This is a genomic window from Streptomyces sp. NPDC059398, from assembly GCF_042751845.1.
Classification (GTDB): domain Bacteria; phylum Actinomycetota; class Actinomycetes; order Streptomycetales; family Streptomycetaceae; genus Streptomyces.
This window is the reverse complement of sequence record NZ_JBHYWP010000054.1, coordinates 8,194-27,035: the sequence shown is the minus strand read 5'-3', so window position 1 is coordinate 27,035 and position 18,842 is coordinate 8,194. Positions and strand designations below refer to the sequence as shown.

Below are 18,842 nucleotides of genomic sequence, written 5' to 3'. Positions count from 1 at the left end.
CGCGCCGCGCTCTCCGCCGGGGCCGGGCCCCCGCCGGCGGCGGGGGGGGCTGTAACAACCCGCTCGTGGTGGCCGCGTTGGCGGGGGCGCGGGGGGGGGGCGGCCCCCCCCCCCCCCCCGACCCGTCCCCGCAGAGTGTGGGAACCACGCTCACCGCGATGCTCCGGACCGGATCGCAACTGGCCCTGGTCCACATCGGCGACTCACGTGCCTATCTGCTGCGCGGGGGTGAGTTCTTCCAGATCACCCACGACCACACCCTGGTCCAGTCGATGCTCGACGAGGGCCGCATCACCCCGGACGAGGCCGTCTCGCACCCCCAACGATCCCTGCTGGTCAGGGCGCTGGCGGGGGAGGGGGACGCCGTCGCGGAGCTGCGCCTGCACGACGCCCGCGCCGGAGACCGCTACCTGCTCTGCTCCGACGGCCTCTCCGCTGTGGTGCCGGCCGAGGACATCCGACGGGTGATCGAGGACACGGCTGATCCGGACGCGGCCGTACGTGCACTCGTCGCACTGGCCAACGGGTCCGGTGGCCCCGACAACGTCAGCTGTGTGGTCGCCGACGTCCTGGAGCCGGAGCAGCGCCCGTAGGGCGGCGGACGGCTGCCGCCGCGTCGGCCCGTAGCTGATCCCCAGTCAAGCCCGTTGGGGACGAGAGAGATCCGGGACCGGCCGGCCGTACTGCGCCACGGCCGGCCGGTTCATGCCCGCGCCCCCGGCGTGGACTCCGGTGTTCTGCGGATCTTCACAGAGTGCTGGTGCCATGGGGCTAGCTGCGAGGCTCGGGAGTCCTGCACTCTTGTGCGCGATGTAGCGCAATCACCATCACGTATGCGCAACTCATTCCTAGGGTGAGGGCAGGCGAATGACACCGATCAGTCGAAGAGGGTTCGTGGCGCTCGGCGCGGGGGCGGTTGCCGGCGCTGTTGTTCCGATGGGCGCGGGGGAGCGTGCCGAGGCCGCGAACCGGGCGGCCGGTGCGACCGGAACGCTCAGGGACGTCAAGCACGTGGTGATCCTGATGCAGGAGAACCGCAGCTTCGACCACTACTTCGGGCGGCTCAAGGGGGTCCGGGGTTTCGGCGACCGCAGCGGGATATCACTGTCCGGCGGACAGTCCGTGTTCAACCAGCCGAACGGCGCCGGGCGCCAGTACCCGTGGAAGCTCAGTGCCACCCCGGCGGCAGGCGGGGTCGACAGCGAGACGCTCGCCCAGTGCAACGGCGACCTGCCGCACAGCTGGTCCTCGCAGCACTCCGCCTGGAACAAGGGCCGCCTCGACAACTGGGTCTCGGGGGTCGGCAACGTCCGTACGCTGGGCTACCTCGACCGCGACGACATGCCCTTCCACTATGCGCTGGCCGACAACTACACCGTCTGCGACGGGTACTTCTCATCCACCCTCAGCGCCACCGGCCCCAACCGGACGTACCTCTGGAGCGGCAAGGTCGACGCGTCGAGCAAGGACGGCGGCGACGAGTCCGGGCTGACCTGGGAGACGTACGCCGAGGCGCTGCAGCGCGCCGGGGTCAGCTGGAAGCTCTACCAGAACGCCGACGACAACTTCGGCGACAACGGCCTCGCGTACTTCACCAAGTTCACCGACGCCGCGCCGGGCGACCCGCTCCACGACCGGGGCATGGGCTCCGTACCCGCCACCACCGGCTCCACCCCCGACGACATCGCCGCTGCCATCAAGGCCGACGTGCTGGCGGGCACTCTTCCGCAGGTGTCGTGGGTGGTCCCCAACCAGGGGTTCTCCGAGCACCCGTACGCCCCGCCGGGCGACGGCGCGCACTTCGTCAACCTGGTCTACCGGGCACTCGCCGCCGACCAGGACGTGTTCGACTCGACGGTCCTCTTTCTCAACTACGACGAGAACGACGGCTTCTTCGACCACGTACCCCCGCCGTCACCGCCCGCCGACGAGCCGGGCGAGTTTCTGAACGGTGTCCCGTTCGGCCTGGGCTTCCGGGTGCCGATGGTCGTGATGTCGCCCTGGACCCGGGGCGGCTGGGTGTCGTCGGAGGTCTTCGACCACACCTCGGTGCTCCGGTTCCTGGAGACCTGGACCACGGCGCTCGGCAAACCGGCCACCTGTCCGAACATCAGCGCCTGGCGGCGCCGGGTCACCGGCGACCTCACGGGTGTCTTCGACTTCACCGCACCGGTGTACGGGGTGCCGTCCGGCCTGCCGTCCACCGCCAAGGTGATCGGGATCGACAGCTGTACCTCACTGCCGAACCCGGCTCCGCAGACCAACGCCCTGCCCGCCCAGGAGAGCGGCACCCGCCCGGCCCGCGCGCTTCCGTACCAGCCGAACGCCAATCTGGACCGCCTTGAGTTCGGTTCGGCCGGAAAGATCCTCGCCTGGTTCGGCATGTCCAACCAGGGCTCCCAGGCCACGAGCGCCGCGCACTTCTCCATCCACCCCAACGCCTACCGGTCGACGGAGCCCTGGCAGTACACCGTCGACGCGGGCGGCACCGCGACCGACTTCTTCAACATCGGCGCCGGGTACGGATCGGGGAAGTACGACATCACGCTGATGGGGCCCAACCGTTTCCAGCGCCGGTTCGCCGGCGACGCGTCGAAGGCCGGAAAGGCCGTGGAGGTGGCCGCCCGGTACGCGACGGCGCCCAACACCGGCAAGCAGGCCATCTGGTTCACCTTCACCAACACCTCCTCGTCGGCGGTCACGTTCACCGTCAAGGCCGCCAACTACCGTACGGACGGACCCTGGACGTACAAGGTCGCGGCGGGCTCCACCGCCGAGGACTACTTCAACGCGGTGACCCTCGCGCACGGCTGGTACGACTTCACCGTCACGGCCGACTGCGACAGCACCTGGTCCCGCCGGTACACCGGCCATATCGAGACCGGGGCGCCGAGCGTCAGCGGCTGACCGGGTACGGAGGCTCACGGACGGCGCTGTGGCCACGGGCCGTCCGTGAGCAGTCGCCGGTCCGGTCGCCGCGGGCATGGCACGGGCCGGTCGAGGTGCGCCGCCGGTCCGGCCGACGCGGGCACGGGCCGGTCGCCGACGCGGGCACGGGCCGGTCCGGGGGCGGTGGCGGACCGCACGGGCCGCTCAGGACGGCGGCCGGTTGCGCAGCGCGAAGTCGACCATGTCCAGGGCGTACGCCCAGGAGGCGTTCGCGCCGCGCGGGGTGTGGCTGAAGCCGCCCACCCGCTCCAGGCTCACATATCCGTGGAACGTGCTGTGCAGGAAGCGCACCGCGTCGGTCTCGTCGGGTTCCGGCAGGTGGTAGTCGCGCAGGAGCGCCCGGGTCATCTGCGACTGCCGGGGCGCCGCGCTGTTGAGGGCTTCCTCCCTGTCCAGCTCGAACTGGGCCGCCGTGTACCGGCCGGGATGTGCCTTGGCGTAGTCGCGATAAGCGTTGGCGAACGCCACCAGCGCGTCCTTTCCCGCACGCCCGGCGAGCGCGGCGCTCGCCGCGTCGGCCAGTTCCTCCAGTGCCAGCAGCGCCACCCGCATCTTCACCTCACGCGCGTTGCGGATATGCGCGTACAGGCTCGGATCCTTGACGCCGAGCCTGCGGGCGACCGCGGAGAGCGTCAGATTGTCGAAGCCGATCTCGTCCGCCAGCTCCGCCGCGGCCCTGGTCAGACGTTCGGGGGTGATGCCGGGTCGTGCCACGCGTCCTCCACAGGCTAATGGAATAAAGGGTTTGCCTAAACATATTAGGCCAGCTAGCGTCGACTGATGTGAGACACCTCAGTGAGACCGAAATCCGTGACTCGTTCCTCAACTGCTCCAAGGGTGAGGCCAAGCGTCTGAACGTCCCCAGGGACCTGGAGGAGCTACCGTGGAGCGACCTCGACTTCCTCGGCTGGCGTGATCCCGGAGCCCCCGACCGCGCCTATCTCGTCGCGGACGACGGCGACCGCCTGCTGGGCCTCGTGCTGCGCGCCCCGGCCGGGACCAGGCGGGGCTTCACCTCCCGCAGTATGTGCTCGCTGTGCGTCACGACCCACGTCAGCGGCGGTGTGGCCCTGATGACCGCGCGCCGCCCCGGCGAGGCGGGCCGCCAGGGAAACACCCTCGGCCAGTACCTCTGTGCCGATCTGGCCTGCTCGCTCTACATCCGGGGCAAGAAGCAGGCGGGCGCCGGGTGGAGGTCCGAGGAGACCCTGTCCGTGGAGGAGAAGACCGTCCGGACCCGGAACAACGTGATGGCTTTCATCGAGCGGGTGATCGCGTAGCCGGTGCGGAGGGCCTTTGTGGGCCCCGTGCGCCCGTCGGGTCCATGTTTCCGTGAAGTTACGCCACCGGAGGCTCCTCCTGCGGGCCTCTGGCCAGGGGGTCGGCCGAGTGGCCGATCAGTTCCGCCGCCACCGCTCCGAGCGGCCAAATCCCGTATGTCGGAAGGCTTGTTCCGCTTCTCGACAGGGTTCTAGGGTCGGGCCACCCGGCGCGGTCGACCGACCTCGTACGCCGGTGAATTCCGGCTCCGTCACGTGCGCGGCACACCCGCTGCTCCCCGTGCGGACGCCTCTGGGCCAACGGTCAGCTGGGAACGGAACGGAAAGCAGGCGAGCGGGTTGGTGAACGACGGGCAACTGGACCCTTCCGACAGGGACCGGCGCAACCCAGTACAGGAACCATCGGGCGGACAGCCGCAGGACCAGGGGTCTGCCGCGGAGCGGGACGGCGGCCAGGACGGTGCCGGACCGCGCGGCGGCAGGGGCGGTGCCGGATCGCGCGGCGGCCAGGACGGTGCCGGACCGTGCGGCGGCCAGGACGGTGCCGGACCGCGCGGCGGCAAGGAAGGTGTCGGACGCCGCGGGTTCCTCGCCGGGGTCGGACTCACCGGTGCGGGAGGGCTCATCGGAGCCTCCATGGCGGCCACACCGAGCGCCGCGGCCGGGCCTTCCCCGGACACTGCCGCCGGGGGCACGCCCCACGCGGCGCCCGCGACGGCGTCCCGGGCGGGCGATGCGGACAAGCTGCGGCCGGACCGGCTGACGGGCCGTCGCATGCTGCTCGTACCCGAACTGCTCCTCCTCGCGGACGGGCCGGCGCGGGGGCAGGCCGTGCTCGTCGAGTCCGGGAAATTCCGCGACATCGGTCCGGCCGAGCGCCTCATCGCTGCCCACCACGACCTGCACCCGGTCCGGCTGGACGGGCACTTGCTCATGCCGGGGTTCATCGACGCCCACCACCATCTGACCCAGAGCTTCGGCAAGGCCAAGTCGTTCGGACAGCCTTCGGAGATCTTCAAGACGATCTGGGAACCGCTGGAACACGCGCTGGACGAGGAGAGCGCCTACCTCTCCGCGAAACTGGCCGCGCTGGAGGCGCTGCGGGGAGGCTTCACCACCGTCGCCGACGCGGGGACCCGCGCCCCGGTCGATGTGGCGGCGCTGGCCAAGGGCACCGACGAGGCCGGGATCCGCTGTGTGCTCTCCAAGATCGTCTCCGACGGCAAGGGCGGCCCCGCACACCTCGCGCGGTGGGGCGGTCACCCGCTGATCCACCCCTCCCTCGCCATCGCCGTCCCGGAGGACGCGACCGCCGCGGTCATCAAGAAGACCGCGGACCTGTGCGCGGAGGCCGGCGTGGTGCTCCAGATCCATGTGAACGAACATCTCGCCTCTGTGGAACGCTCGTTGAAGAGCGTGGGCCGCCGCCCCATCGACTATCTGCACCACATCGGCGCACTCGGCCCGCACCTGCTCGGCGCGCACGCCACCCTCACCACCCCCACCGAGATGCGTCAGCTCGCGGACTCCGGAGCGGCCGTCAGCTACAACCCGGTGGCCAGCGCCTGGAAGGGCAACGCCGTCGCGCAGGCCACCATGATGGCCGCGACGGGCGTGCGGTTCGGTACGGGGACCGACGGCACCCGTGGCGACGGGTTCCGGCTGGTCGACGCGGCGGAGTCCGCGCAGCGTCTGACCTCCGGCCTGGCGACGGGGGACTCCTCGTGCGGCGCCGGACGGCTGTGGCTCGACCACGCCACACGGCTGAGCGCCGACGCCGTCGGGCTCGGACATGTGACCGGCGAGATCGCCGTCGGCAAGGCGGCCGACTTCCTGGTCGTCGATGTGAACGTACCGGAGCTCACCCCGTCCTCCGACCTCCGCTGGGAGCTGGTACGCCTCTCCAACCGGGACCAGATCACCGCCGTCGTGGTGGACGGCCGACTGCGGCTGTGGGAGGGCTGGCCCCCGGACTGGGACGGCCGCGCCCTGGTGGCACGGGCCGCCGAGGTGGGCCCCCGGGTGGTGCGCCGCGCCAAGCTGCAGCGCGTCGAACCTACCTAGCACCTGGCCGTCACACTGAGTACGCCCTGCTCGGCAAGGAGGCGCGCTCGCTCACGATCGATCCGTCCGCTGGAGCCCGCCGGGCCCAGAACGCCGACGTCAGCCCCGGCCGCGGGAGTAATCAGAACGCCTTCCCACAGGTTGGTCAGCTCGCGCTCTGTCAGTTCCACGTGCTCTCCCTGCGGTCCGCCTTCGGCTGCTCGATGTGCTGGGGCAGCCCATTCGGCCTTGATGCCGGGGGGAGGGAAGGGCAAAGCCGCGCTGACCGTCGATCCGTGGGGCAGCAGGGTTCCCCTAGCAGGCCTGGGCGGGGTCTTCGGCTCCGTAGCGGAGGCTGCCGGAATGCGTGATCGGCGGTTCAGGTCCGGTAGCGGGCGCGCCCCACTGCGGCAGCGGCAGTCAGCGGGACGGTGAGAAGGACAGCGGTCAGGAAGATGCCCCGGTAGGCATGGTGCTCGGCAGGACCAGCGGCGAAGGAGCTGGCCAGAGCACTGCCGGTGTAAAGGGCCAGACCGAACATGGCGACACCGGTGGCACGGGCCGTCGGGGACAGGGCGGTGGCCCAGGACTGAATCGTGGAGTGCATGAACGACCAGCCGCAGCCGAGGAGCAGGGCGCATCCCACCAGTGCCGGGACAGACCGGCTGGCTGCGGCGAAGCTGAAGGCCACCGCCGTTTGCGCCCCGCCGGTCACGATCAATCGCACTGGCGTCCAGCGTCCGACCAGCCGCTTGACTATCTGCGCCGCTGTCATTGAGCCCACCCCGTACAGCGCGGAGACCGCACCGGCCACCGTCGCCGAGGCGCCCTGGGCTTCGAGAGCCGGTGCAATGTACGTCAAGAAGCCCAGGAGTACGGCGCCTTCGAGCATGGCGACCGCCATGACGTACCACTGCCAGCGGGAGCTCAGGACGACCTTGCACGGGGCGAGCAGCGCACCGGACTCTGCGCGAGACGGCTCCGGCAGTCGTCGCAGGGCGACGACCAGACAGGCGGCGATCACGCCGGGCAGCGCGAAGACCAGCCGCCAGCTGACGTAGTGCGCCAGCGAACCAGCGACGACGGTGGCTACGGCGGTGCCCAGCGCGAATGCGGTCATCAGCTCGCTGAGAGGGCGCTGGCGGACAGCGGCGGGCACCGTGTCCCCGACATAGGTGAGGGAGGCGGCGATGGATGCGGCGAAGAATGCGCCGGCCGCGACGCGAGCCACGATCAGCATCGTCACGCCGGGTGCGATTGCTGAGCAGATTGCGGCGATAGCGGCCCCGGCCAGTGAGATCCGCATGACCCGTACTCGACCGATGCGGTCACTCGCCAGGCCCCAGACCGGCTGCGTCAGGCCGTACGCGAGGAAGTAGCCGCTGGCGGCGAGCATCATCGTGTGCAGCGGCGCGCCGAGCTGGACGCCGATGAGTATCAGCATCGGGGTGATGCAGAAGCGGTCGAAATTGCTGACGAAACCGGCGGCGCGCAGCAGGCGCAGTGAGGTGGCAGCGATGGGGGCAGCCGGCTCGGTGGTGTCTGGAGGGGGTGCTGACGTGGTGGGGGGCGGGTCGGCGGTGTCCATGGGGCTCCTTGTGCTGTGACTGCTGGTCCTCCCGTAGTGGGTCAAGCCCATCAGGGCGGTGGGCCGTTGGGACTCTGTAGCCGATTACTCTTGCTCACACCCTGGGCACGGTACGAGGCACCAGAAGGACGCCCTGGGAGGAAGGGGCGGGTATGAACGACGGTCCGCGCAAGGAGCTCGGCGCGTTTCTGCGCTCCCGACGTGAGCGGTTGACGCCCTCTGCTGCAGGGCTGCCCGGCTCGACCCGCCGGCGCACCCCGGGGCTGCGACGCGAAGAGGTTGCCGAGCTGGCCGGCGTCAGCAGCTCTTGGTACGCGTGGCTTGAACAGGGACGGGTCCGTACGTCGGAGCAGGTGTTGCGGTCCGTCGCACGAGCTCTGCGGTTGAACACAGACGAAACGGCGCATGTACTGTCGTTCAGCGAGCACGCGGTGCCCCCCGAGCAGCCGCCGGGATGGGTATCGCGGAATCTGCTGTCGCTGGTGGAGACCCTCACGCCGAACCCGGCCGTGGTGCTCGACCCGCACTGGGACCTGCTGGCCTGGAACACGGGATATACGGCGCTGCTCACCGACCTCGCCCGCCTCGCGCCCAAGCAACGCAACCTGCTGTGGCTGGTGTTCCGCTGGCCACCGTCCCGTACGCTGCTGGCCAGTTGGGAGCCCGAGGCGCGGAGCCTGCTCGGCCAGTTCCGGGCGAAGGCGGCCCGACACCCGGAAGACGACCGGTACGCCGAGGTCACCGAAGAGCTTCTTGCAGACCCGGACGCGGCCCGGTGGTACCGCCACCGGGAGACCTCGTCCTTTCACCCCGCCGTACGCCACTTCCAGCACCCCGTGGTCGGCGATCTCCACCTTCGCTACACCAAGCTCGCCGCCGTGGACGAACCCGGCCACTATCTCCTGGCCTACATTCCCGACGACCGGGCCACTGAGGAGGCGCTGGGAACGCTCACTGAATGAGCGGGGCGCCGCTTCCGCTCAGGATTTCAGGTACGCAGTGCGGCGGCCCGACCGCGCCCGGGAGGCCGCTCACGGGCCCAATCGACTATGGGGACCAGCAGTCAGGAGGCGAGCATCTGGCGCTTGAGCATCTTGATGTGGTCGACGTGTCCTTCGACGAGCCGGAACTCCAGGGCAGGGTGAGTCCGGCGGACTGCGAGACAGCGGGGGAGGGGGCGGACGAACCGGGACAGGGCCGCTGGGGACAATGGACCCATGTCTGTCCCAGCAACCTCCATCCGAGCAGCCCGCACCGAGGACCTGCCGGCCCTCCAGGACATCGAGAGGGCGGCAGGACAGTGCTTCCGCGGCATCGGTATGCCGGAGATCGCTGACGACGAACCGCCGCCGCTGGACGAACTGGCCCGCTACCAGCGGGCCGGACTCGCATGGGTCGCGGTCGACGGGTCGGATGCCCCGGTGGCGTACCTCATCGCGGACCATGTCGACGGCAACATGCACATCGAGCAGGTCTCGGTGCACCCGGACAGTGCACGCCGTGGCATCGGACGCGCGCTGCTGGACCATGTGGCCGAACGGGCCGCGGCCGACGGGAACCGCGCCCTGACGCTCACCACCTTCGCCGACGTGCCGTGGAACGCGCCGTACTACGCACGCTGCGGCTTCCAGCCCCTCGACGAGCACCACCTCGGCACCGGCCTGCGGGCCGTACGTGCCCGGGAGGCCGCGCACGGCCTCGACCGGTGGCCACGGCTGTGCATGCGCCGCGCCCTCTGACAGCCGTGGCGACTCCCGGCCTATGGCCGATGCCGGGAGTCGCTACCGCAGCAGGTCGGCCAGCCGGTCACGGACCCCGTCCTTCACGGCCGCCATGTCCGGCATCAGCCCGTCCCGGTCGTCGGGGTCCCGGGTCAGGGCGTACAGCCGGTCGTCGGCGCGGGCGAGGATCAGATCGCTGCTGGTCCCGGCGATCTCGGCAGACCCCTGCGCGGTGTACTCGGTGACGGTGATCAGCGCGGAACGCTCCGACGCGGTGAGCACCGCCTCCGTGTCCAGTGCCGGATCGGGATCCGCCGACGCACCTCGCGGCAGCCAGTCGGTGAGCATCCGCAACGCTTCGTCGAGCTTGTACAGGCCGATCTGGTGCACCCCGAGCGCATCGATACGGACCATGAGGCAGATCCGCTCGGGCTGGGGAAGTACCAGGATGCGCCACGGCTCCCCGGGCTCCGACCCCGTCGTACGGGCATCGAGCACCTTGCGGGCCCGCTGCTGGAACGCCACGGCGATCCCCAGGTCCCCCTGCACCCGGACCTGCTCCCCCGTGGAGCCCGCCAGGAGCAACTGGCGTGCGGCCAGCGACCGTACGGCCTCGGCGAGCACCTCGTCGGACGGGCGGGCCTCCAGGAAGTCCACGATCGCGTCCACGGCGGTGAGTTCGGCGATGGTGTACGCGCCGAGGAGCACCGGACCGGTGTTCACCAGGTTCACCACGGCCGAGACCAGCCCGGTGGGGACGGACGCCGCGTCCGATGGCGTCTCAGCGGCAGCATCGTGTCGGTCGTCGCTCATCTCGGCCTCTCCGCCTTCCACCAGGTCCCCGCAGGCGCCTCACGACTCGCTCGCAGGACTGCGGCGGCGCTCGCCGACGGCGTCTCGGTGACCCACACCTCGGAGCTGCCGAACAGCCCGCGTCCCGCTCTGCCGGGCAGAGAGCGGCCCAGCTCCGTGGTCGGGTCCACCCGCTCCGGGGGGCGGAACCGGGCCGCCAGATCCTGCGAGACGGCGGTGACGTCGTCGGACTCCTCGATCCGGCGCAGCGTCCGGGTCAGCAGCCGTGCGACCGGAGGCGTCAGGGACGTGGGTACGGTCAGGACCGGCGACAGGTACATCGGGCGCCGCTCCGTCATCCGGGACAGCCCCCACGGCCCGACATTGCTGCGGGTGAACCGGTACACCACGTAGTCCATGAGATGGCGCAGATCGCTCACGCTCGGCAGTCTGCGCCCGCCGAAGGCGGCGGGGGTCTTCTCCAGCTGGACCCAGGTGCCCTGGGCGGTGCGCCCGTGCAGCTTCTCGCGCACCACCTGGCCGCGCATCCCGATATCGGGGTAGACGCTCTTGTCGATGTCCCGGTGGTGGCTGGACAGACGCGTATGGCTGACCTTGTCGAACCGCCAGGCCTCGTACAACTCCGGATCGTCCACCAGCACATGTCCGCCGCACAGCACATCGTGCAGCTGCGGCACCTGCAGCCCGTGCCGCTCCAGATCGGAGAGGATGGCCGCCTCCTCCGGGCTGAGGCGTTCCGTCGCCGCGATCAGGCCTTTCCGGTACGCGCCCGCCCGCGCGGTGATCTCGATCATGAGCCGCATCCGGGTGCGCGCCTCGTCGGCCCGCTGGGCGCGCACTCCCGAGGCCGCCCGGCGGGGCCGCCCCACGCCCGGGACCGATGGCAGTGCGTGCTTGCGCTCCACCGGACCAGTACAGCACAGGCGGCACACACCCGCAGCGGCCACCTGCGGCCAACCCGCAGTCATCATCGACCACCTGCGGCCACCAGCGGCCGCCCGGCCCGCGAGCACGGCACCCGGGGGGCGGCCCGTGTCCACTCCTGACCACGCGCCCCGGGCCAGACGTACGGGTCTTGACCTCAAGCGCGGTTGATGAACCAGGGTCGGTGCCCATGACACGCTTCCTGGACCTCGTGCACCCTGCCGCCGGCACCGCTCTGCTGAGCGAGTGGATCACCGGTACCCCCGAGCGCTCCCGTACGGCCGCCGACGCCGTGATGGCCGAATGGGCGGCGGCCGAGAAACCGCCCGGCCGTCTGGCCCAGCACATCCTGCTCTCCGCCGACGGCGCCGGCCTCCTCTTCTACGCGCAGTGGACCGGCGATGAGGAGCACCTGGCATGGGCCCGCGCCCACCGGGCTGCGACCGTCAGCCGTGTCGACACACTCGTACCCGGGATCGAGCGCCCCGGACTGAACCGGACCCGCCTGCGGCGCAGCGTCGTTCATGACGCGGAGTCACCGTCCGGCGTCCTGGTGGTGAGCGCGATGGCGGCGGGCGCCGTGGAAGGCATGCTCCGGCCCGCGCCCGGCCTGCTCGCGGCGCACGTCCATCTCACACCGGACGGTGCACGCGCCATCGTCGTCGCGGAGTGGACCGACGCCGCCTCCTCCGGCACAGCCGCTGCCCAGTGCCCCGGCGCCAAGCGGTACACGCTCCATGGCTCGTTCGTCGATGCCGACTCGTGAGGCTCGCGAAGCGCGTGAAGCGCCCGGCCGACAACGGCGCGTGGGCGGCCGCGTGAGGGCTCCCGGCCCGGCCGCCATCGCCCCATGCCGCTGTTCAGAACAGCTGGAACGGTCAGAACAGGAGGGACCCCAGGGCGTCCACCGCCTGGCCCGGGTCGTCGCCGATCCAGAGCGTGTGGCCGTCCGGCCTGATCAGCGCGGCCGGGGCCGTCGACCAGGACATGGCCAGTTCCGGGTCCATGGGTGGGTGCGCGCCGGGGTCGGGGGTGGCGGCGACCGTGTCGACCAGCCCCTCCAGACCGGCGCCCGCGACCGCCCGGTCGGCGTGGAGGCGGCCACCGGTGAGGTCGAGCAGGGTGAACCGTCCGGGACGCGCGGTTTCGAACAACCGCTCAGGGCCGGTACCGTCCGGCGCCGCCGCGAAGGCCAGGTCGGGAGCGCGGGCGCCGAGGCGCGGGTCGTTGCCGTCCGGGCCGTCGAGCGCCCCGTAACGGACGTCGAGTTGGGACAGCCGGGCGGCGAGGTCGTGGTTGAGCGCCGGATATTCCGTCAGCAGGGCGTCGAAGCGGCGGCGCAGGGTGAATCCGTCCAGGCCGGTGGCCGTCACCAGGGCGACTTGCGCCCGTACGTCGGCGAGAACGGCCGCAGCCACCGGACGGCGTTCCCCCGTGTAGTCGTCGAGCACCCGGGTGGCTGCCCCCGCGCACAGAACGGCGGTCAGCCGCCAGGCCACGTTGTGGGCGTCCTGCACACCGAGGTTGAGCCCCTGACCGCCCATCGGGTAGTGCATATGGGCGGCGTCCCCGGCCAGCAGCACCCGCCCCTCACGGTAGGTGTCGGCGAGCTTGCCCGCGTCCCCCACCGTGGCGACCCGGCGGGGGTCGCGCATGCCGAGGTCGGTGCCGGCCACCCGCTCCACGGCGGCCCGCAGACGGCCGAAGGGCACCGGGACGGGCGGTGTCTCATGCATGGTCGCGTGGTCGATCACGGCGACGACGTGGCGTCCTCCCGGCTGCGGGATGGTCAGCAGGACTCCTGCCTCGCAGGAGAGGATCGGCGCGCCGCTCGGCGGCGGCGCATCGAGGACCACATCGCCGCTGAGGGTCGTGGTGACGGTCTCGGTCCCGGCGAAGGGGATCCCGGCAGCGGTGCGTACGGTGCTGTGCGCGCCGTCGCACCCCACCACGTAACGTGCGGTCAACTGCCCCGTCCCAGCAGGGGAGTCGGTCTCCACGACCACATGGTCGGGGTACTGCCGCAGGCCGGTGACCCGGCAGCCGCGGGTGACCTCGCCGCCGAGCCCCACCAGCCGGCGTTCCATCAACTCCTCCGTCGCCACCTGCGGGTTGAGCAGTACGGAGGGGAACCGGGTGGGCAGTCCGGTGAAGTCGAGCCGGGTCTGTCCCAGCGCGAAGTGCCAGGAGCCGACGTTCTGCCCCGCCGCGATCAGCGGTCCGGCAAGCCCGCGGGTGTCGAAGAGTTCGAGGGTGCGCGGCTGGACGGTGAAGCCGCGGGACCAAGCCGAGCGCTCTGTACGGGCCTCAAGCAGCCGGACGCCGACCCCGGTGGCGGCCAGCTCCGCGGCCAGCCAGGTGCCCACCGGTCCGGCTCCGACCATCAGGACATCGGTATCAAAATCCATCATGGCGCTCCTGGCTCACTGCCCCGCCCCAGCCGTCCGGCCGTACACGGGCCGCTGGGCGGGGCAGGGTAAAGAAGGGCGGGCGAACGGTACTGGGAGGCGCGTACGGCCCCGTAGAACACGCAGGTAGAACACGCAGGTAGAACACGCAGGTAGAACACGCAGGTAGAACACACAGCGAAAAAGGCACGGCAAAGAAGGACAGTAAAAAGGCACGGCCAAAAGGGCACCGCTAAAAAGGCACAGCGACGTTATCAGGTTCATCGGACCGGCCAGTCCGGGGGCGAGGGGGCGCCGAGCACGGGAGCCGTCCCTGACCGCAGCTCACATCGCGGCGTCGGGCCCTGATCACCACATCGGGTGGCATGAACGTGGTTCCGGTACTTCTCGGGACAACCGGACCCGATCCTGAGGAAGTCGGAACACTGGAACACAGAAGGGTTCGGCCCATGACCACAACAGCGCAGGACGTCATCGCAGCCAAGTACGAGCGGGCGTTCGACACCATGGACGCCGACCACAACGGCTACCTGGACTGGACGGACTACCAGAAGCTCGCCGACCGCTACATCGAGGCGTACCGGCTCGACAAGGACGACCGCCGGGCCAGGGCGCTCCGGTCCTTCTCCCAGATCTACTGGCTGGAACTGCTACGCCACGCGGACGCCGACGGGGACCGGCTCACGAAGGAAGCGTTCGTCCGGGCCAACCGTCTCGCGGCCGTCGACACCAGCCGGCTCAACGTGACCGAGGGCGCCGGCCACGCGATCTTCGATGTCATCGACGTCAACGGTGACAACGAGATCAGCAGGGACGAGTTCGCCCGCGCGCTGAGGGACGTATGGAGGATCGAAGCCCCCGACGCGATGGACTCCTTCATGCAGCTGGACACCGATGGCGACGGCGCGATCTCGCGCCAGGAATTCATCCGCGCCATCCGCGAACACTTCCTCTCGAACGATCCTGACGCACCGGGCAGCCTGTTCTTCGGACACGTCTGATCTCCGTCCGCATCTGACCAACGGTCCGGGCGCGAACACGCTCGATGACCCCTGACGTCCTACGTCGGGACTGGGCATGTCCGGTCCGGCGACATGCGCGCGGCCACCGTGACCAAGGCGGTGGCCGTGGTGGCCGCGCGCACGCAGACGAGGCCCGACCGACCGGGCACGGGCACGGGTATGGGCAAGGGCACGAAGATCCGATCAGGTGCGCAACGGCTCCGTACGCTCGGCTTACTTCGGAGGCAATCGCCTCGGCGTGCCCGTACTGACAGGGTTGGTGATCTCTCCGCGCAGACCGCCCGGCCCACCGGACGTGCCTACCAGGCGCGGTTCGCGCTGCATCTCACCGTCGTGGACGGCCTCGTGACCCGGCATCATGTCTACGAGGACAGCCTGGCCGTCGCCCAGGCATTCGAAGCGAAGAGTCAGTGAAGGACCACCTGGCCGATCGCGAAGACGTCGCTCACCTCAGCAAGTAGTTGCGACGGAGGGCCGCTTCAGGCGTTGAACACAGCGTTGCGGCGCAGCTGCTCTGCGCACCACCGGAAGTGCCCGTCACGGTCGTCCAGGCCGAAGAGGTCGTAGGTGGTCAGTGCGTAGGCGGCCTGATAGGCGGCGAGGGCCGCCGGCGGGTACCCGAGCTCGTGGGCGAAGAGCCTGGTGAGTTCCGTGGTGTGCTCTTCGGCGTGCGGCCCGTACATGTCCCAGATGGCAGCGGTGACGGCGGCCTCGAAGGCCGGGTCGCCTGCGGTCGAGTAGAAGCCGAAGTCGAGCACCGCGACAGGCCGGCCGGTCACGGCGATATGGATGTTGGGCGGGACGAGGTCGCCATGGATCACTGTCACCGGTGGTTCGGGAAGCGAGCGCAGTGCCTTCTGCGTGTGCTCAACTCCCGCGTCGAAGTACGGGACATGGGCGGCCAGGGCGCCACCGTGCCGGGAGACGGCCCTGGCGACCAGGGCCGCGAGCGCGTTACGGAAGCAGTCGTGGTCCCGCCACAGCGGGCGGTCGTCGCCCTGGACAGTCAACTGGCGCATGGCGTCGGTGCCGGGCACGGAGGCCAGGCCACGCAGCACGGCAAGGAGCACATCGATGTGCTGGGCGGGCAACTCGCGCCCAGGCGCCCCGTGAGCCGAGTCGGCCCGCATCGGGGCTCCGGGCAGTTCACGCTCGTACGTCATCAGAACGCCCCCGTGGTCCTCAACGTCGAAGATCTCCGGGGTGGAGAACGGCAGCGCGTGCCGAGCGATATCCGCGTACACCTGGCGGGTGAGGCCGAAATCGGCCGGCGGCCGACCGCTCCACACCTTGGCGACCCGGCCCTCGCCCAGCCGGTAGACGACGCCCTCAACACCGGCACCGATACGGCGGACACTCGTGTACCCGCGCTCCGTGAAGTGCCCAAGCCAAGGGTCGGACAGAGGGACGTCTGCGTTCGGAGTGTTCTTCATCCGTGTATGAGAACAGGCGCCGCACGGACCTCGCACGGCGTCCTCCCGGGGCAAATCGGCCCGTACGAGGCTCATACGGCGCCCATACCGCATCCATGCGGCATCCACGCGGCACTCGTGCGGTCAACTGGATTGACGGAGCAAGTACGTGGAGGGCAAAGTTCACCCAAACTTGACAACGTTGTCACAGGAAGGATCGCCATGAGAGCGTGGAAACGCGTGTTCGCCGCCTTGCTGCTCGCCACCACAGTGGCCGCGGCATCCACCACTCCGGGCGTCGCAGACGCCAAGGGTCGGGGACCGAAGTTCGCCGATGATCCGACCGCACTGGTCGACACGTCGATCGGCAACAACGGCGACGGGACCACGTTCCCCGGCGCCGCCGTTCCGTTCGGCATGGTCCAGTTGAGCCCCGACACGCAGCTCAACCAGTACGCGTCCTACGACTACAAACAGGACAAGATCCTCGGCTTCAGCCACACGCACCTCTCCGGCGTCGGCTGCCAGACGATGGGCAACTTCCGGTTCATGCCGACCATTGGCGCGGTGACATCGTCCGATCCGGCGCAGTACGGTGCGAAGTTCAGCCACGACAACGAGACCCGGGCGCCCGGCTATTACGGAGTGAAGTTCGACAACGGCATCAAGGCCGAACTCTCCGCGACGCAGCGGACCGGCCAGCACCGATACACGTACCCCGCAGGTTCGGGGCCCGAGAACGTGCTCATCGAGACCGGTGAGAGCAACGGCAGCACCTACGCCGGAGACGTCCACGTCGTCGGCAACGACACCGTCGAAGGCTGGCTCCAGGGCGGCAACTTCTGCGGTGAGACCGGCAAGGAGCGCTACCGGATCTACTTCAGCGCCAAGTTCGACCGGAAGTTCGCAAGCTTCGGCACCTGGACCGACAACACCATCACCCCCAACCGGCGTGACGCGTCCCGCGGAACCAAGCGCGCGGGAGCCTATGCGACGTTCGACCCGGCCAAGGGCCACCAGGTCGGAACCTCGGTGGGTCTGTCCTACACGTCGATCGACGGGGCGCGTCTCAACCGCAAGGCGGAACAGCCGAAGTCGTTCGACAAGGCCCGCACCGCCGCGCACCGCACCTGGCAGCAGGAACTCGACCGGATGCGGGTCGCCGGCGGCAGTACCGCCGACCAGCGCACGTACTACAGCGCGCTGTACCACTCGCTGCTGCACCCGTCGATCGGGTCCGATGTGGACAACCGCTACCGGGGTTTCGACGACCGGGTGCACCGTGCCGATTCCACGTACTACCAGATGTTCTCGCTCTGGGACACCTACCGTTCCCAGAACCAGCTGGTGGCCCTGCTGAACCCGGACAAGGCCACGGACATGGCCAAGTCCGTGCTGCACATCTACCAGGACGGTGGCTGGCTGCCGCGCTGGGCGCTCGGCAACAGCGAGACGAACGTGATGAGCGGTGACCCCGTCACGCCATGGATCGTCGACATCTACAACCGGGGCCTGCTCGACAACCGCACCGCCCGCCGGCTCTTCGGGGCGCTGTGGAAGAACGCCAACGAGGTCCCCGCGGACCAGTCGGTCTTCCGCGGCCGTGACGGCAATCCCACGTACGTCAAGAACGGCTGGGTCGGCTACCAGAATCTGCCGGGTTACAAATACGGTGACAGCCGCCAGTCGGGTTCGGCCACGCTGGAGTACGCGCTCGCCGACTGTGCGCTGTCTACGATGGCCGGCGGCCTCGGCTACCAGGACAAGGCCGCGACGCTCGCCGGGCGCTGCGACAACTTCACCAAGCTCTGGGACCCCAGCGTCACTTCGCAGGGATTCTCCGGATTCCCGGTCACCAGGAACGCGGACGGCACCGTCGCGGGCGACCCCGATCCCGCACAGGCCGGGGCGTTCCACGAGGGCACCGCGTGGCAGTACGAATGGCTCGCCCAGCAGGACCCGCAGACGCTCTTCGGGCTCATGGGCGGCTCTTCGCAGGCCGAGCAGCGGCTCGACAAGTTCTTCGACATGCCGACCGTACTCACCGACCCGGCGAAAGCCGCTTCGGACTCCTGGGTGACCGGGGCGTACGACTACCACAACAACTTCGCCTTCAACCCCAACAACGAGCCCGACTTCCACACTCCGTGGATGTACGCGTGGACGGGCGCGCCGTGGAAGACCTCCGCCGTACTGCGGGCGATGCGGACCCTTTTCACCGACAACGTGTACGGGATGCCCGGCAATGACGACCTCGGCGCCACTTCCTCGCTGCTGGTCTTCGCCATGGCGGGCATCTTCGAGGCCCAGCCCGGCTCGGCCACCTACGTCGTCTCCGCGCCGATGTTCGAGAAGGTCGAGATCCGGCCCGAACACGGCCGCACGATCAGAATCGACGCCCCGGGCGCGAACGCGTCGCAGCTTCAGTACGTGTCCTCCGTGCACACGAACAAGGGCAAGCTGAGCCAGAGCTGGCTGTCCCACAAGAACCTGCTCCGCTCCGGCACGATCAGGATCAAGCTCTCCGACAAGCCGACGAGGTGGGGAGTCGACGCGGCCCCGCCCGCCATGGCCCGGCCCTGAGGATCGGGGGTGGGGGCCCCCGCGGGGCGGGGCGGGGGCGCCCCCCCCCCGCGGTTTTACCCCCGGCGCCCGCCGCACGGGGGGGCGGGGGGCCCCCGC

The 18,842-nt window shown here is 70.0% G+C and carries 16 protein-coding genes; 10 read left to right on the top strand and 6 right to left on the bottom strand.

Annotated elements, in window-relative coordinates; translation table 11 throughout:
- A partial coding sequence (locus ACFXBC_RS20070) for a PP2C family protein-serine/threonine phosphatase (protein ID WP_385025786.1) occupies positions 1–593 on the top strand: 593 nt, incomplete at its 5' end.
- Positions 594–867: 274 nt separating this feature from the next.
- Positions 868–2,907: a phosphocholine-specific phospholipase C gene (locus tag ACFXBC_RS20065; RefSeq protein WP_385025783.1), complete on the top strand. Its 2,040-nt coding sequence runs from the start codon at positions 868–870 to the stop codon at positions 2,905–2,907.
- 186 nt (positions 2,908–3,093) lie between these two features.
- Here the strand turns inward: ACFXBC_RS20065 and ACFXBC_RS20060 are convergent, their stop codons facing one another.
- Positions 3,094–3,663 (bottom strand): TetR/AcrR family transcriptional regulator, encoded by a 570-nt coding sequence (locus tag ACFXBC_RS20060; RefSeq protein ID WP_385025780.1) that lies wholly within the window; start codon positions 3,661–3,663, stop codon positions 3,094–3,096.
- A 68-nt stretch (positions 3,664–3,731) separates the two neighbouring features.
- Here ACFXBC_RS20060 and ACFXBC_RS20055 point away from each other — a divergent pair, with 68 nt between their 5' ends.
- Positions 3,732–4,229, top strand: a complete 498-nt coding sequence (locus ACFXBC_RS20055) for an FBP domain-containing protein (protein WP_385025777.1) — start codon at positions 3,732–3,734, stop codon at positions 4,227–4,229.
- A gap of 342 nt (positions 4,230–4,571) precedes the next feature.
- Positions 4,572–6,293, top strand: coding sequence for an amidohydrolase family protein (locus ACFXBC_RS20050; RefSeq protein ID WP_385025774.1), 1,722 nt, complete (start codon positions 4,572–4,574; stop codon positions 6,291–6,293).
- 358 nt (positions 6,294–6,651) lie between these two features.
- Here ACFXBC_RS20050 and ACFXBC_RS20045 read toward each other — a convergent pair whose 3' ends face one another.
- The gene (locus ACFXBC_RS20045) at positions 6,652–7,860 is read right to left on the bottom strand and encodes an MFS transporter (protein ID WP_385025771.1); all 1,209 of its coding nucleotides are present in this window, start codon (positions 7,858–7,860) and stop codon (positions 6,652–6,654) included.
- Between the two features lie 152 nt (positions 7,861–8,012).
- Between ACFXBC_RS20045 and ACFXBC_RS20040 the strand changes: the two genes are divergently transcribed.
- Both ACFXBC_RS20040 and ACFXBC_RS20035 read left to right on the top strand, forming a co-directional pair.
- Positions 8,013–8,822, top strand: a complete 810-nt coding sequence (locus ACFXBC_RS20040; RefSeq protein ID WP_385025768.1) for a helix-turn-helix domain-containing protein — start codon at positions 8,013–8,015, stop codon at positions 8,820–8,822.
- Positions 8,823–9,077: 255 nt separating this feature from the next.
- Entirely contained in the window at positions 9,078–9,599 is a 522-nt protein-coding gene (locus ACFXBC_RS20035; RefSeq protein ID WP_385025765.1) for a GNAT family N-acetyltransferase, read from the top strand.
- A gap of 42 nt (positions 9,600–9,641) precedes the next feature.
- On the opposite strand, the gene ACFXBC_RS20030 is transcribed toward ACFXBC_RS20035, so the two are convergent.
- Together ACFXBC_RS20030 and ACFXBC_RS20025 are read right to left on the bottom strand one after the other, a co-directional pair.
- Positions 9,642–10,394 carry a hypothetical protein gene (locus ACFXBC_RS20030; RefSeq protein ID WP_385025762.1) on the bottom strand — a complete coding sequence of 251 codons (753 nt, stop codon included), beginning with the start codon at positions 10,392–10,394 and terminating at the stop codon, positions 9,642–9,644.
- On the bottom strand, positions 10,391–11,299 hold the full coding sequence (locus tag ACFXBC_RS20025) for a hypothetical protein (protein ID WP_385025759.1): 909 nt from the start codon (positions 11,297–11,299) through the stop codon (positions 10,391–10,393). The genes ACFXBC_RS20030 and ACFXBC_RS20025 overlap by 4 nt, the downstream gene beginning before the upstream one ends.
- Before the next feature lie 209 nt (positions 11,300–11,508).
- Between ACFXBC_RS20025 and ACFXBC_RS20020 the strand changes: the two genes are divergently transcribed.
- On the top strand, positions 11,509–12,084 hold the full coding sequence (locus ACFXBC_RS20020) for an antibiotic biosynthesis monooxygenase (RefSeq protein WP_385025756.1): 576 nt from the start codon (positions 11,509–11,511) through the stop codon (positions 12,082–12,084).
- A 112-nt stretch (positions 12,085–12,196) separates the two neighbouring features.
- Here ACFXBC_RS20020 and ACFXBC_RS20015 read toward each other — a convergent pair whose 3' ends face one another.
- The gene (locus ACFXBC_RS20015; protein WP_385025753.1) at positions 12,197–13,729 is read right to left on the bottom strand and encodes an FAD-dependent monooxygenase; all 1,533 of its coding nucleotides are present in this window, start codon (positions 13,727–13,729) and stop codon (positions 12,197–12,199) included.
- A gap of 446 nt (positions 13,730–14,175) precedes the next feature.
- Between ACFXBC_RS20015 and ACFXBC_RS20010 the strand changes: the two genes are divergently transcribed.
- Positions 14,176–14,727: an EF-hand domain-containing protein gene (locus ACFXBC_RS20010; RefSeq protein WP_385025750.1), complete on the top strand. Its 552-nt coding sequence runs from the start codon at positions 14,176–14,178 to the stop codon at positions 14,725–14,727.
- A gap of 93 nt (positions 14,728–14,820) precedes the next feature.
- Positions 14,821–15,162: a nuclear transport factor 2 family protein gene (locus ACFXBC_RS20005; RefSeq protein ID WP_385025747.1), complete on the top strand. Its 342-nt coding sequence runs from the start codon at positions 14,821–14,823 to the stop codon at positions 15,160–15,162.
- Between the two features lie 65 nt (positions 15,163–15,227).
- On the opposite strand, the gene ACFXBC_RS20000 is transcribed toward ACFXBC_RS20005, so the two are convergent.
- On the bottom strand, positions 15,228–16,181 hold the full coding sequence (locus ACFXBC_RS20000) for a phosphotransferase family protein (RefSeq protein ID WP_385025744.1): 954 nt from the start codon (positions 16,179–16,181) through the stop codon (positions 15,228–15,230).
- Between the two features lie 201 nt (positions 16,182–16,382).
- Here ACFXBC_RS20000 and ACFXBC_RS19995 point away from each other — a divergent pair, with 201 nt between their 5' ends.
- On the top strand, positions 16,383–18,743 hold the full coding sequence (locus tag ACFXBC_RS19995; RefSeq protein WP_385025741.1) for a GH92 family glycosyl hydrolase: 2,361 nt from the start codon (positions 16,383–16,385) through the stop codon (positions 18,741–18,743).
- Positions 18,744–18,842: the final 99 nt, after the last annotated feature.

Bases quoted from the DNA above. Each gene is read 5' to 3' on its own strand.
- ACFXBC_RS20045 (WP_385025771.1), bottom strand. From the start codon at position 7,860: ATGGACACCGCCGACCCGCCCCCCACCACGTCAGCACCCCCTCCAGAC.
- ACFXBC_RS20030 (WP_385025762.1), bottom strand. From the start codon at position 10,394: ATGAGCGACGACCGACACGATGCTGCCGCTGAGACGCCATCGGACGCG.
- ACFXBC_RS20000 (WP_385025744.1), bottom strand. From the start codon at position 16,181: ATGAAGAACACTCCGAACGCAGACGTCCCTCTGTCCGACCCTTGGCTT.
- ACFXBC_RS20020 (WP_385025756.1), top strand. From the start codon at position 11,509: ATGACACGCTTCCTGGACCTCGTGCACCCTGCCGCCGGCACCGCTCTG.
- ACFXBC_RS20035 (WP_385025765.1), top strand. From the start codon at position 9,078: ATGTCTGTCCCAGCAACCTCCATCCGAGCAGCCCGCACCGAGGACCTG.
- ACFXBC_RS19995 (WP_385025741.1), top strand. From the start codon at position 16,383: ATGAGAGCGTGGAAACGCGTGTTCGCCGCCTTGCTGCTCGCCACCACA.
- ACFXBC_RS20010 (WP_385025750.1), top strand. From the start codon at position 14,176: ATGACCACAACAGCGCAGGACGTCATCGCAGCCAAGTACGAGCGGGCG.
- ACFXBC_RS20005 (WP_385025747.1), top strand. From the start codon at position 14,821: ATGCGCGCGGCCACCGTGACCAAGGCGGTGGCCGTGGTGGCCGCGCGC.
- ACFXBC_RS20040 (WP_385025768.1), top strand. From the start codon at position 8,013: ATGAACGACGGTCCGCGCAAGGAGCTCGGCGCGTTTCTGCGCTCCCGA.
- ACFXBC_RS20065 (WP_385025783.1), top strand. From the start codon at position 868: ATGACACCGATCAGTCGAAGAGGGTTCGTGGCGCTCGGCGCGGGGGCG.
- ACFXBC_RS20015 (WP_385025753.1), bottom strand. From the start codon at position 13,729: ATGATGGATTTTGATACCGATGTCCTGATGGTCGGAGCCGGACCGGTG.